This is a genomic window from Ancylobacter amanitiformis, from assembly GCF_030814815.1.
In the GTDB taxonomy this organism is placed as follows: Bacteria; Pseudomonadota; Alphaproteobacteria; order Rhizobiales; family Xanthobacteraceae; genus Ancylobacter; species Ancylobacter amanitiformis.
The window spans coordinates 1-12,537 of sequence record NZ_JAUSVR010000025.1 but is presented as its reverse complement, the minus strand read 5'-3'; the positions used below and the strand labels follow the sequence as shown (position 1 = coordinate 12,537).

The 12,537-nt window shown below is 63.6% G+C and carries 13 protein-coding genes and 1 tRNA gene; 2 read left to right on the top strand and 12 right to left on the bottom strand.

What is annotated here, in order from left to right; translation table 11 throughout:
* Positions 1-90: 90 nt before the first annotated feature.
* The 8 genes from QOZ99_RS20700 to rplU form a co-directional block, all read right to left on the bottom strand.
* On the bottom strand, positions 91-1,263 hold the full coding sequence (locus tag QOZ99_RS20700) for an extracellular solute-binding protein (RefSeq protein WP_306891890.1): 1,173 nt from the start codon (positions 1,261-1,263) through the stop codon (positions 91-93).
* Between the two features lie 427 nt (positions 1,264-1,690).
* Positions 1,691-2,737 (bottom strand): serine hydrolase domain-containing protein, encoded by a 1,047-nt coding sequence (locus QOZ99_RS20695; protein WP_306891889.1) that lies wholly within the window; start codon positions 2,735-2,737, stop codon positions 1,691-1,693.
* 69 nt (positions 2,738-2,806) lie between these two features.
* On the bottom strand, positions 2,807-4,111 hold the full coding sequence (locus QOZ99_RS20690; RefSeq protein WP_306891888.1) for a hypothetical protein: 1,305 nt from the start codon (positions 4,109-4,111) through the stop codon (positions 2,807-2,809).
* Between the two features lie 87 nt (positions 4,112-4,198).
* Complete coding sequence (proB, locus tag QOZ99_RS20685) at positions 4,199-5,386, bottom strand: glutamate 5-kinase (RefSeq protein WP_306891887.1); 1,188 nt, start codon at positions 5,384-5,386, stop codon at positions 4,199-4,201.
* Positions 5,387-5,679: 293 nt separating this feature from the next.
* Positions 5,680-6,723 (bottom strand): GTPase ObgE, encoded by a 1,044-nt coding sequence (obgE, locus tag QOZ99_RS20680; protein ID WP_183192074.1) that lies wholly within the window; start codon positions 6,721-6,723, stop codon positions 5,680-5,682.
* A gap of 75 nt (positions 6,724-6,798) precedes the next feature.
* The gene (locus QOZ99_RS20675) at positions 6,799-7,467 is read right to left on the bottom strand and encodes a GNAT family N-acetyltransferase (protein WP_306891886.1); all 669 of its coding nucleotides are present in this window, start codon (positions 7,465-7,467) and stop codon (positions 6,799-6,801) included.
* Between the two features lie 142 nt (positions 7,468-7,609).
* Positions 7,610-7,879, bottom strand: coding sequence for a 50S ribosomal protein L27 (gene rpmA / locus QOZ99_RS20670; protein ID WP_183192072.1), 270 nt, complete (start codon positions 7,877-7,879; stop codon positions 7,610-7,612).
* Positions 7,880-7,909: 30 nt separating this feature from the next.
* Positions 7,910-8,218 (bottom strand): 50S ribosomal protein L21, encoded by a 309-nt coding sequence (gene rplU / locus QOZ99_RS20665; protein ID WP_306891885.1) that lies wholly within the window; start codon positions 8,216-8,218, stop codon positions 7,910-7,912.
* 333 nt (positions 8,219-8,551) lie between these two features.
* On the opposite strand from rplU, the gene QOZ99_RS20660 reads away from it, so the two are divergent.
* A complete protein-coding gene (locus QOZ99_RS20660) occupies positions 8,552-8,884 on the top strand; it encodes a hypothetical protein (protein ID WP_306891884.1) in 333 nt (110 codons plus the stop codon).
* A 515-nt stretch (positions 8,885-9,399) separates the two neighbouring features.
* Positions 9,400-9,489: transfer RNA gene (locus QOZ99_RS20655), tRNA-Ser, on the top strand.
* A gap of 259 nt (positions 9,490-9,748) precedes the next feature.
* On the opposite strand, the gene QOZ99_RS20650 is transcribed toward QOZ99_RS20655, so the two are convergent.
* The 4 genes from QOZ99_RS20650 to QOZ99_RS20635 all read right to left on the bottom strand — a co-directional run bounded on the left by QOZ99_RS20650 (position 9,749) and on the right by QOZ99_RS20635 (position 12,319).
* Positions 9,749-9,895 carry a DNA methyltransferase gene (locus QOZ99_RS20650; protein WP_306891883.1) on the bottom strand — a complete coding sequence of 49 codons (147 nt, stop codon included), beginning with the start codon at positions 9,893-9,895 and terminating at the stop codon, positions 9,749-9,751.
* Between the two features lie 69 nt (positions 9,896-9,964).
* Positions 9,965-10,957 (bottom strand): hypothetical protein, encoded by a 993-nt coding sequence (locus QOZ99_RS20645; protein WP_306891882.1) that lies wholly within the window; start codon positions 10,955-10,957, stop codon positions 9,965-9,967.
* A gap of 90 nt (positions 10,958-11,047) precedes the next feature.
* Complete coding sequence (locus QOZ99_RS20640; RefSeq protein ID WP_306891881.1) at positions 11,048-12,055, bottom strand: hypothetical protein; 1,008 nt, start codon at positions 12,053-12,055, stop codon at positions 11,048-11,050.
* 3 nt (positions 12,056-12,058) lie between these two features.
* A complete protein-coding gene (locus QOZ99_RS20635; RefSeq protein WP_370876903.1) occupies positions 12,059-12,319 on the bottom strand; it encodes a tail protein X in 261 nt (86 codons plus the stop codon).
* Positions 12,320-12,537: the final 218 nt, after the last annotated feature.

Here is a 12,537-nt window from a genome sequence, read left to right as displayed (position 1 = left end):
CGAGCGCGGGCGCGCCGACGGCACGGATGGGGAGGGGCCGGGATGCACCCGGCCCTCGCGCGAGGGCATGACACCGCCGCGCGTCGCCGATCAGGCCGCCTTGAACTTCTCGGCGTACTGGGTGCGCAGTTCGGCGTACCACGACGGCTCCGGCGGGCGGCTCCACAGCTTGGAGAGCGCATCCTCGGGATAGGCCTCGGCGAAGATCTTCTTGGCCGTCTCGGAGAGGAAGGCGTCGGAGCCCTTGACCACCGCGTTGTAGCCCGAGCCTTCGGCGACCATGGCCGAGACTTCGGGTGTGTGCACGTAGTTCAGCCACTCATAGGCCTGGGCGATGTTGGTGGCGCCCTTGGGCATCGCCCATCCGTCGATCCAGGTGATGGCGCCTTCCTGCGGGGCCATGTAGCGCACCGGCTTGCCCTGCTTCCACAGCGAGATGGCCGGGCCGTCCCAGGTCTGCCCGATGACCGCGCCGTTTTCCATGAAGCCGGACTTGGTGTTGTCGGACGAATCCCAGAACTGCTTGACCTGCGCCTTGTTGGCGATGGCATAGGCGAGGATGACGTCGTAGATCTTCTTCATCGATGCCTCGTCCTTGAAGGCGTCGAGCATCCGGTTCGAGGGCAGCTTGCCGGTATGGTCCATCCACAGGCCGATGCCGAGCAGCAGCGAGTGGGGGCGGCCCTGCATCTTGCCCTTGAAGGGCTCGCTCCACAGCGTGCCGTAGCTGAGATCCTTGTAGTTCAGCGTGGCGAGGTCGCTGCGCCAGGCAATGGCCTCCGAACCCCAGCAATGGGGCACATGGTAGAGCTTGCCGTCCCAGGTCCACACGCTGGTCGAGCCCTCCAGCATGGAGGGCAGCAGCTGGTCGAGATGCAGCTTCGAGGTGTCGAACGGCTGCAGCACGTCCAGTTCCTGGAATTGCGGCGCGCGGTCGCGCGTGGGCTGGCAGAGGTCGAAGCCCTCGCCGCCGGTCGCCTGCAGCTTGTTGATCTGCTCCTCGTTCTGCGAGAAGGGGGTCGTCTTCACCTTGATGCCGGTCTTCTTCTCGAAGTTCGGGATCACCGGGTTGGGAATTTCGTCATCCCAGTTGAGCAGGTTGAGTTCGCCCGAGGAGGAGAAGGCGTCGCGCACGATATAGGGGCCGGCGGCGGCCATGGCGCCGGCGGCGAGCGCGCCCTTGAACAGCACGCGGCGCGAGAACGAGCGTGCCGCGAGCAGCGTTTCGATGGACGAGTTGGTAGGCTCCAGCTTCTTCGTCACGTCTCATGTCCCTCGAATGGGCCGCCCCGGAGGTTGGAACGTCGGGCGGCCGTACCGGAAGGCCTTGAGCACGAAGCGTGCCAGTCTCCCGCGCGGCTGAATGCAGGCGACGCACCACTTGCATGGATGCGACGCGGCCCGTCCGCCCCCGGGCAAACCGAGGCGTCGCGCGGCACCGGCCGGGCCGCGGGGCGGCGGCCGATCGGCCCGAACCCGGTGAGATGGCGTGAATTTCATCATGCCGCATCGCAAAGCAGCGGACGGATGACGCGCGCATCTCGGGCGAAACGAAAGCGTGGTGGTTTCGTTTCGTCCTCAAGCGCAAGCCTGCCGGTATTTTCGGCAGCCGCGCCCGGCGCATTCTCGCCAGCTGAAGGCAAGTGAACCGAGGATTGCCTAAGCCGAGGATGAGCCGGCGGAGGACGCTTCAACCCAGGGCAAGGAGGATCGCCGTTGCCAGCGCGTGCACGTCGTCGCGGTGTCCGGTTCGGCCGGAGGGCGCATCGACCGTCGAGGTCATCACCATGGAGACGCCGCGTTCCGGCACGACATAGAGCATCTGCCCGCCATAGCCCCAACCATAATGCACGGGGCTTCCCGCCATTTCCCGCGTGAACCAGCCATAGCCGTAACCGTCGCCGGTGAAGCGCGAGGCCGTGCGCACGCGCCAGCTCTCCTCCAGCCAGCGCGCGGGGATCACCTGTGCGCCCGCCCGGTTGCGCCCGCCATCGCGGCAGCACTCCGCGAAGGCGAGCAGGGAGGCCGGTGTCATCGCCATCTCATTGCCGCCGAAATAGATGCCCTGGCGGTCGCGCGCCCAGCTGGCGATGGCGAAGCCCTCGATGGACCCGAGCCAGTCCCGCGCCAGCGCCAGCGTCGGGCGCCCGCTGGCGCGGGTGAGGAGGGCGGAGAGAAGATGCGTCGATCCCGTGGAATAGAGCATGGCCCCGCCCGGCTCATCGACGAAAGGCCGGCTAAGCGCCGCGCGCACCCAGTTTCGGCTGGCGATCCACTGCCCGTAATAGGGCCCGAACGTGCGCTCCAGCCCCGCCTGCATGGACAGAAGATTGCCGATGGTGATCTCATTGAGGCGCGGGTCGGGATCGTCCGGCAGGTCCGCGCGCAGCAGCGGGGCGACCTTCTGGTCGGTGCCCTCCAGCACGCCCTTGTCGATGGCGATGCCGACCAGCGCCGAGACGATGCTCTTCGACGCGCTCTTGATATTGGTTGGCCGGTCCACCCGCCCGCCACCATAGCCGCGCGCGACGAGACGGGTGCCGTTCTGCGAGACGAGGACGGTGCGCAGCGGCTCCAGCGCGGCGGCGCGGTCGAGGATGGGGGAGAGGGCGGCCGCCCGGTCAGCGGCCGGGGCGGGGGAGGCGGGGGATGGGGTGGGCGCGCCGCTTTCATCCTGCGCGAGCGCGCGGGAGGCGAGAAGCAGCAGCGGAGCGGCAATCAGCGAACGACGGTGCATCCGGGGGAAGATAGGGCGGATGCGCCGGAGCGGTGGTCACGATGGGGGGAGGTATGCCTGCTTTCAGTTCTATACACTCAAGCAAATAACCACAAACTTTGAAAATGTATTCCATATCATTTTGATATGACGGGGAGAGACATCGAAGTTACTAGAATGTACGTATCTATTAAGAGTTGATATAGATATGATATCTTCACCGTTTTTTATTTTTATAATCTCATTCATGTATTTGAAATCAATAAGACTACCTTCATTCATATGCCTAGCAACTTTCTCACATTTTCTGGCCAAGCTATCATTTTCTGTAACTCCAGAAACGGATTTAGAGGAAATATAATTATCCAAAGAAATTTCTATAAGAACTCTAGACAGTACGGCAGTCGCATTTGGGTGATGATCTACGACAAGTCGAAACTGTAGCTCATCCCATATTTCACGATGTCGATGAAGCTTAGGAACCCAAATTATTCCATGGTCGTACTCTGGAATAAGATGAGGCCATGTTGTTGGCCGCGCTGTTATTTCCGGGTGTTTCTGAATTTTTGCCGGAGACTGCGTTTCAGTTTGTGTTGAATCTAAATTGCGGGGCAAGGTAGGCAATATGCCGTCGCGTTCCAATTCATCCATATACTTTCTTTTTGACTTTGTATCCCAAATATCATCAAGAGTTTTCTTCTTGCGCGCAAGATCGTCAGCCACGCGAGAAAGTGCTAAAAGAGATTGGTCACGATCCCGAATAAATTGAAATGATCCGTCGCTGATGGAAAAACCTAATTTATTTCTTATCGCTTCTGAAGAAAGTAGTCGATTCATATTTGAGCGTGGGATTTTGCTCTCTGGTATCATCTTCACTTCAGCGAGGGTTCGCTCAACTTCGTCAGCAACACTTATCCCTTTGCCCTTGCCGGTCCGTATGACAAAGTTCTTCTTCATTCGGTCATCCCAATTGGACTGACCAATGCCTCCTTGAACGCCAGTGTGTCGGCGAAATAATATTTCGTCGACGCGGTCTCTGTCTTCCTCTATTTGACATTCGATGTGAGTAGGAAGATCACCCGGCCACTTATCTCTCAACTTAAAAAAGAATTCTTGTAGATCGACAGTTGGTGCCCTATCGGGATCTCGAAGTAATTTAAGGCAGGTCGTCCGACGATTGCCATCCGCCACAACATATTTATCTTGATCGGGAAATACCAAAGGAGGTTCAAAAATCTGGCCTTGTGCAACAATATCTTTAGCCAGACTGCGCATATGCGCTTCTTGTGTTGCAAACAATTGCGCAACTGCGGCGGTCTCGTTCTCCAGCTCTCCATGTCGATCATTGGCTGGATTAACAATTATAGACGTCAGCGGCAATCTTCTATAGCGCATCGATACCCCCCGAATACGCAAAGAATGGCGCAACTCAGGGAGACATGTCCAGCGAGTAAACTACAGCACGCAACGGCGTACCTTGGGTTACCCCCCTGTGGCGATCACCAGATCATCCCGGTGCACCATCGCGGCCCGCCCCTCGAACCCCGTGATGGTCGCGATCTCGTCCGAGGAGCGGCCGCGGATGCGGTCGGCGTAGTCGTGGTCATAGGCCACCAGCCCGCGGCCGACTTCGGCGCCGTCCGGGCCGCGCAGCACCACGGCGTCGCCGCGCTGGAACTCGCCTTCCACCCGGCTCACCCCCGCCGGCAGCAGCGAGGAGCCCCGGCGCAGGGCGGCGACCGCGCCGGCGTCGAGATGCAGCACGCCGCGCGGCTCCAGCGAGCCGGCGATCCAGCGCTTGCGCGACGCCACCGGGTTGGTCGGGGCGAGGAACCAGGTGCAGCGCGCGCCCTCGGCGATGGCGCGGATCGGGTTCTTCCCCTTGCCGGAGGCGATGACCATATGCGCGCCCGCCGTGGTGGCGATCTTGCCGGCCTCGATCTTGGTCTTCATGCCGCCGCGTGACAGTTCCGTGCCGGTGCCGCCGGCCATCGCCTCGATCTCGGCGGAAATGCGCGGCACCAGCGGGATGAAGGCGGCGTTCGGGTCGTCATTGGGCGGGGCGGTATAGAGCCCGTCAATATCGGAGAGCAGCACCAAGAGGTCCGCGCTCGCCATGCCGGCGACGCGCGCGGCGAGCCGGTCATTGTCGCCATAGCGGATTTCCGAGGTCGCCACCGTGTCGTTCTCGTTGATGACCGGCACCACCTTGAGATCGAGCAGCTTGGCCAGCGTCGAGCGCGCATTGAGGTAGCGCCGGCGCTCCTCGGTATCGCCGAGCGTGATGAGGATCTGCCCGGCCGTCACCCCCTCGTGGGCCAGCGCCTCCGACCAGGCGCGGGCCAGCGCGATCTGCCCCACCGCGGCGGCGGCCTGGCTTTCCTCCAGCTTCAGCGGGCGCTTGGGGAGCTTCAAGACATTGCGCCCGAGCGCGATGGCCCCCGATGAGACCACCAGCACTTCCTTGCCCTCGCGGTGCAGGCTCGCGACATCCTCCGCCAGCGCCGCCAACCACGCATGGCGCAGCGCCCCGCGCGCGGAATCGACCAAGAGCGCCGAGCCGACCTTCACCACGATGCGGCGGAAGGAGGAGAGCTTCGGCACGGCGGCGGCCGTGGCGGCATCGGTGGCGGCATCGGAGGCAGGCAGGGGAGAGGCGGGGCGGTTCATCGGCTCAGCGCTTGCGTCTTGACGAAGGGATGGCGCGCTTCATACGACGAATCGCGTCCCCGCGCGCGGAATTTGACGCGAGGGTGACAATGCCGGGCCGACCGTGGAATGGGCGGACATATCGACGGGGCAGGGCGGCGGGGCATGCTGATGCGGAAGGCGGACGGGGCAGGGGGGGGGCGCAAAAAGATGCCCGCGCGCCAGGCGGGCGGGGCAGACGGGTCGCCTCCGCCCGATCGCCTCCGCCCGATCGCCGGCTACCGCATCACGGCTACCGCATCACGGCTGCCGCGTCACGGCTGCCAGGTCGCGTTGACGTCCACCTTCTGGCGGTCCTGCTCCTCGGCACGGCCCTGCTCGATCACGTGCGCCAGCGCGCGCAGCGCCTCGCGAACGCCCTGGCCGGATTGGGCGGAGAGCGCCATCGGCTTCTTCTTCGCGGCGCGCTGCAGGCGGGCAAGCTGGGCCTTGAGCGTCTCCGGATCGAGCGAGTCGATCTTGGAGAGCGCCACGATTTCCGGCTTGTCCTCCAGCCCGTGACCATAGGCTTCGAGTTCGGCGCGCACCGTCTTGTAGGTCTTGCCGGCATGTTCGCAGGTCGCGTCGACCAGATGCAGCAGCACCCGGCAGCGCTCGATATGGGCGAGGAAGCGGTCGCCAAGGCCCACGCCCTCATGCGCGCCCTCGATGAGGCCGGGAATATCGGCCAGCACGAATTCGCGCCCATCCACATTCATCACGCCGAGCCCTGGATGCAGCGTGGTGAAGGGATAGTCCGCGACCTTCGGCTTGGCCGCCGTCGTCGCCGCGAGGAAGGTGGACTTGCCGGCATTGGGCAGCCCGACCAGCCCGGCATCGGCAATCAGCTTGAGCCGCAGGAAGATCCAGCGCTCCTCGCCGACAAGGCCGGGATTGGCGCGCCGGGGCGCCTGGTTGGTCGAGGTCTTGAAATGCGCGTTGCCGAAACCGCCATTGCCGCCCGAGAGCAGCTTCACCCGCTGGCCGATCTCGGTGAGGTCGGCCAGCACGGTGTCGCCATCCTCGTCCAGCACCTCGGTGCCGGCGGGCACGCGCAGCACCACGTCGTCGCCCTTGGCGCCGGAACGGTTGGCGCCCATGCCGTAGCCGCCCTTCTTGGCCTTGAAGTGCTGCTGGTAGCGATAGTCGATCAGCGTGTTGAGGCCGTCGACGCATTCGATCCATACGTCGCCGCCGCGCCCGCCGTCCCCCCCGTCCGGCCCGCCGAACTCGATGAATTTCTCGCGCCGGAACGACAGACAGCCCGCCCCGCCGTCGCCGGAGCGGACATAGATCTTGGCCTGGTCGAGAAATTTCATTGCATCGTGCTCGGTGGTGCGGCCCCCTCCAAACAGAGGGGGCGTATTAGGGTACTGTTAACTATTATCGGCCTCTCAGTGCCGCATGTCGATATCGTGCCGGGTGGGATGCGCCGTTGCGCCCCATGCCCGCAGCGATGTCCACAGCCTGCGTTCCAGCCGGAAGCGGTCGACCGGAACCGAAGCCCCCAGCGCGCGAACCCGCGTGAGCCCGACACCGGTCCACTGGAAGCCGCACTTCTCCAGCACCCGCCGCGAGGCCGGGTTGACCACGCGCGCCGAGGCGACGAGCGCGGGCAGGTTGCGATCGCCGAAAGCATGGTCGATCAGGGCCCGGACGGCTTCGGTCGCGACGCCGTGCTCCCAATAGGGCTCGCCCACCCAGTAGCCGATCTCCGGCACATCGTCGTCACGGCGGACGAAGCCGCACATGCCGACGGGAATCGGCGGGCCGAAGGCCGCCTCATTGGCGCCGCGCAGGATGGCATCGTTCTTCAGGAAGACGGCGAAAGTCGCGGCTTCCTTGCCGCCGGGCAGGTTGGCGACAAAGGCCGCGGCATCCGCCATCCCATAGGGATGAGGTATGTTGGCGGTCATCTCCGCAACCTTTCGGTTGTCGGCGAGTTCCGCGATCCAGGCCATGTCCTCGATCCGCGGACCGCGCAGCAACAGGCGGCTGGTTTCGAGGACGGGGGTACTGCTCTCCAGCAGGGGGGAGCCGGAGGGCGCTTCGGCGAGGGTCATCGTGGTTCTCCAGGGCCTGAACGACGAAGGGGAGGCGATCCACTCGCCTCCCCTGTCGGGTACCCGGGATGTCCGCGATGGACGTTCCAGAAATCCTACCGGTCGGGCGAGACCGGCGAGATTTCAAGGAACCTCACCGGACTTATTCGGCGGCCTCGGCGGCCGGAATGATGCTTACGTAGGTTCGCGAATTGGCTTTCTTGCGGAATTCGACGCGGCCATCGGTGAGCGCAAAGAGGGTATGATCTTTGCCCATGCCGACATTGGTGCCGGGATGCCAGGTCGTGCCGCGCTGACGCACGATGATGTTGCCAGCGATCACCTTCTCGCTGCCGAACTTCTTCACGCCGAGACGACGACCAGCCGAATCGCGACCGTTGCGGGAGGAACCGCCTGCCTTTTTATGAGCCATTGTTGCTCTCCTTCTTCTCTACTGACGGTCTCAGGCGCCGGCGATCGCGGTCACGCGCACGACCGTGAAGTCCTGGCGATGACCGATCTTGCGGCGCGAATTCTGACGGCGGCGCTTCTTGAAGGCGATGATCTTGCCACCGCGGGTGTGCTTGACCACCTCGATGGTGACGGACGCGCCATCGACCAGCGGAGCGCCGACCTTCGGGCTTTCGCCACCGAGCATGAGCACCGGCAGGGTCAGGCTCGCACCGGCTTCGGCTTCGATCTTGCCGACAGTGACGACCTGGTCGGCGGCAACGCGATACTGCTTGCCACCCGTCTTGATGACCGCGAACATATTCTGTCCTTTCGTTCGAGCCCGACCTTAACGCCTGATGGCGCGTGGCCGGCTTCTTTCGGTCGGTTGCGGGAAGCGTGGGAGCCCATTGACCCACCACGCGCGTGAGCCGCTCATAGCGGGCGAGTCCCGCACTGTCAAGAAAAGCGGGCGCTTCAGGCCGGGAGTTTCAGTCCGTCCCGCGCCCCGCAGCCACGGCCGATCCTGCCGGTCGGCGAGCGGGGGCGCAAGGGTTGCGCTGCCCGCGTGAACCTTCCGCCGCCGCCGGCGTTGAACAGGACGGGCCCAGCCCACCAGCTTGGCATACCGGATCGGTATTTGGAGGAACGACACATGGTGCAGACGGATCGTATCACGGGTGTGGCGCGTCAGCTGGGCGGCCGCCTGCGGCGGGTCGCCGGCGAGGCCGGCAACGAGGCGGCGTCGCGCGCGGAGGATGTGTTTGACGAGGCGCGCCATCTGGGTGCGCGTGCGTTGGGCGACGCGCGCGGTCGCGCCGTCGATTTCGCCGACGACGCCTACGAGACCGGGCATGCGCTCTACGGGCGCGGGTTGACCGCGCTGTCGCGGCAGGCAGGCAGCCATCCGCTGGCGGTCATTGTCGCGGCGGGCCTGGCGGGAGCGGCGGTGGCCTGGTTCCTCTGCAGCAGCCCTAACCGCCGCTGAGGCGCATTTCACCGCCGGGATCCACGGGCGGGCGAACCCCGCCCGTGGGCGCAGGTCGTTCCGAAGCAGGTCGTTCCGAAGCAGGTCGTTCTGAAGCAGGTCGTTCTGAAGCAGGTCGTTCTGAAGCAGATCGTTCTGAAGCAGATCGTTCTGAAGCAGATCGTTCTGAAGCAGATCGTTCTGAAGCAGATCGTTCTGAAGCAGGCCGTTCTGAAGCAGGCCGTTCTGAAGCAGGTCGTTCTGAAGCAGGTCGTTCTGAGCAGGTCGTTCTGATGTCAGCCGCGCTCCTCGCCGCGTTTCAGGGTGCCAGGCTTCAGGTTGCCAGGCTTGAGGTCGCAGGCTTGGCCGCGGCACTATTTTGCCTCCACGGGCAAGTGTTTGTGCGGAGCGGCATCGCCCGCGCGATGAGAACAGGGGGCATCGACGATATGCCCTCGCCCCTCTCTTGCGCGGCCGGCCCGGCTCGGCTATGCAGCGGCCCACTCCCCGGCGCATCGACCCGCGCCGCAGTGCGCGGAGAGGTGCCGGAGTGGTCGATCGGGACGGTCTCGAAAACCGTTGTGCGTGCAAGCGTACCGTGGGTTCGAATCCCACCCTCTCCGCCATTTCAGTCCCAAGCTGGGCACGCCGAGCGTAGCCGATTTCCCTCCTGAGACGGCAGCCCGCGATCGGATCATGTAGCGCGCAAAATCATATGGCCAATCGCGAAGGATCAAATGGCCATGCCCCAAGCGCCATTTCAGGCCTTTGAACACCCCTTAAACGACCGCCTCGGCGATCCTGTAGCGCGCAAAATCATATGCGACTCGGCGAAGGATCAAATGAGACTGGTTGACGGGCCATTTCAGGCCCTTTGAACATCCCTTAAACGACCGCCTCAGCGATCCTGCGACGCGCGATCTCGAAGTACTCCGGTGCGAGCTCAATTCCGATGTACCGGAGCCCCCGTGCCGCGCAGGCGACGCCGACCGTGCCGGAGCCCATGAACGGGTCCAGCACGACGCCATCCATGATGCAGAGGAATCGGCGACCGGCGAGATGGCATCGATGATCTACCAAGCAGCCGGCCACCCGCCGTATCTATGGCTGTGAGCGCCCCAGCCCCGCATGCGTAAGAGTCGCCTTCAAAATCCGATCGCCTCGCTTGCTGGCATTGATTTTCATCTGGAGCGTAGCCTTCTCCCATTCGCCCTGCTGAAGACTGGTCAGCTGGGTTGGGGTGAGAGTACCGTCGGGGATATCGATCACCAGTTGCTCTTTCGTTTCGACGTTCTCGATCGATACTTTAAAGCCAGATTTTACAGCGCCCGAGTGAACCGACAATATACGGTATTCACCGTCTAAGCGGACCTCAACAGGATCATCGGGCGTCTTCCGCACCGCAGCCCTGCCGTCTGCTCCGCTTATCTCTGTATCCTTGCCCAAAACAAGACTATCTCTGTCGTCAAGCTTCCGTATAAGCTGACTGTTACTTTCCTCAAGCGCCGCTTTCGCTCCTGCCAATTGCGCATTGTTTTTTGCAAGTTCAGAAATAATGCGGAAACGCTCTGTCTCTTCCTTGGTTGCGTTAGCCTCAAACTCTATTTTCTTATCACGAGACCTGGCTTCCAGCCATAGTTTCACAACCCACACACCCCCCACCATGGCGGCAACGCCTAGGATAGCTATGAGTGCTTGTGTGCCGTCCATGCTCTTCATCGCCGCCGTGAGCGCGTTGTTGAGGGCGTCCCAGAGTGGGGCCTCGAATTTTGTCGAACCCTTGTCAAGGTGAACAACGATCTCGGTCTGACGCCGTTCCTCCTTCGAGAGGCGCCTGCTTTCGCCGTATACGCTTAGCGCATACGCTTCATCAATTGCTCTCTGGAATGATAGAAGGGCAGGCATGATGCGGGTCGGCACCCCGCCGTTGAAGTCCTCTCCACGAATGATCACCTCGTATTTCGGCCAACCATCGAAAATGACATCGCCGGGACCAAGGCGCTTTCCATCCTCTAAATCCCGCAGGAGATCAAAAAGTTCGTCTTCATTCGAAATTCGAATAGCCATGCCCGCCCCACCGAGAATCGTTTCCAACCCTATTGTTCCCGGCCTAACTATCCGCCGGAAATTCACCTCCGGTAAGGTCAGCAAACTCGATCCCGCGCCGGCGAAAGCCGGACCTCGTCACTCCACTCCTTCCCCTTCCGGCTTCGCGGTCACGTCGATGGTGCTGAGCACGGGCGCGCTCTTGCTCCACTCGGTCGAGATCCGCTCGGACGGCCAGGTGCCGTCCACGCCCTCGCCGAAGCCCGTCGCGCGCACCAGGGCGCCGGCGGAATAGGACGGATCGAACTCGACGATGAAAAAGCCGGAAGCGTTCATCATATTGAGCTCGCGCGACTTGGCGGCGGCTGCAGCCTTGGCGGCGGCCCGCGAGGCGCGGGCATGGATCAGGCTGTGCACCGGTCCCTTGCGGCCCGTGCTCTCCTTCTCGACCTTTCGCTGACCACTCCCGCCGTCCTGCCAGGGCGCGGCGATCTCGCCCTGCTGGGGCCGCGGCTCGCCCTCGATGTGCCAGCCGCTGGAGCCGAACCGCGTGACGTTGATGGTCGGCAGCGGGCCGCCCGAGGCGCTCTTGCCGCTGCCGCGCTGCACGACAGCCAAGCGCTCGCCGCCGGGCTTGACGATACCGCCATATTCCCCCGCCAGACGCACCGCGAAGTCGATGGGCGAGGCCTCCCACCGCAGCGCATAGTCGATGGCGATGTCGGCGAGCTCGGGATCGATCGACAGCGTGAGGCTGGCCGCCTTGGCCGTATCGCCGAGAATGTCGCCGAGCGTCGTGTCGTCATAGTGCTTGATGCCGCCGGCCTTGACCTCGCCGGTATAGCTGACCGCCCGCGCCGTCATCACCATCACCTCGGCCCCGCCGGGCTGCCAGCCGGTGGCCCAGCGCTGTACCTTGTAGGCGCCAAGGCCCGACACCGTGGTCTCGGCGTAGCCGGCGCGCGGGAAGATGACGTCGTCGGCTCGCGGCAGCGGCAGCCGGCGCATCTCGTCGTTGACGGTGACGGTAAGCTCGTCATTCTTGATGCCGACCTCGTCGACCAGGCCGGCCCCGAGGAACCAGGGCGCCATGGAGCCCATCAGGTTCACGCCAGCCTTGTAGATCTGGAAAACGGGTGTCTTCATCCGTCAGTCGCCCCAGATCCGAGGCACGTCCTTCACCGGCGGGCCGGCCGGTGCGCGGGGCGGCAGCTTGATCAGCGTGCCCGCCGGAAAATGGGGGCCGAGGCGCGCGAGGCCAGGGTTGAGGTCGAGGATCGCCTCGACCGTGCCGCCCTTCTCGGTACCGAGCTCGGCTTTGGCGATGCGGTCCAGGCGCTCGCCGTCGCGCGTGACGCGGTAGACGCGACACATCCGCATCCGTGCGCGGAAGCAGCGGCGCCCGGTCATCGATGCCTCGCGCGACGATGCGGTCGAAATCACTCGGGGAGAGCGGTCGAACCGCAGCCTGGGCGCGGCCGGAAATCCGCCCACCCTGATTCAGAACGCCGCGCTCGATGACGCCCCCCTCGTCGCTAGGCTCAGGACCTATTAATCTGCCTTGAGTTGTGATTCACAGTCTCCCTTGAGGAGGCTGGCATGGGTGATTTGTTCCTGCTGAGCGAGCG

Coding starts and splice junctions, on each gene's coding strand:
- QOZ99_RS20695 (WP_306891889.1), bottom strand. CDS start 2,737: ATGCACCGTCGTTCGCTGATTGCCGCTCCGCTGCTGCTTCTCGCCTCC.
- QOZ99_RS20640 (WP_306891881.1), bottom strand. CDS start 12,055: ATGAAGACACCCGTTTTCCAGATCTACAAGGCTGGCGTGAACCTGATG.
- proB (WP_306891887.1), bottom strand. CDS start 5,386: ATGAACCGCCCCGCCTCTCCCCTGCCTGCCTCCGATGCCGCCACCGAT.
- QOZ99_RS20635 (WP_370876903.1), bottom strand. CDS start 12,319: ATGACCGGGCGCCGCTGCTTCCGCGCACGGATGCGGATGTGTCGCGTC.
- QOZ99_RS20650 (WP_306891883.1), bottom strand. CDS start 9,895: ATGGATGGCGTCGTGCTGGACCCGTTCATGGGCTCCGGCACGGTCGGC.
- QOZ99_RS20660 (WP_306891884.1), top strand. CDS start 8,552: ATGGTGCAGACGGATCGTATCACGGGTGTGGCGCGTCAGCTGGGCGGC.
- rpmA (WP_183192072.1), bottom strand. CDS start 7,879: ATGGCTCATAAAAAGGCAGGCGGTTCCTCCCGCAACGGTCGCGATTCG.
- rplU (WP_306891885.1), bottom strand. CDS start 8,218: ATGTTCGCGGTCATCAAGACGGGTGGCAAGCAGTATCGCGTTGCCGCC.
- obgE (WP_183192074.1), bottom strand. CDS start 6,723: ATGAAATTTCTCGACCAGGCCAAGATCTATGTCCGCTCCGGCGACGGC.
- QOZ99_RS20675 (WP_306891886.1), bottom strand. CDS start 7,467: ATGACCCTCGCCGAAGCGCCCTCCGGCTCCCCCCTGCTGGAGAGCAGT.
- QOZ99_RS20690 (WP_306891888.1), bottom strand. CDS start 4,111: ATGCGCTATAGAAGATTGCCGCTGACGTCTATAATTGTTAATCCAGCC.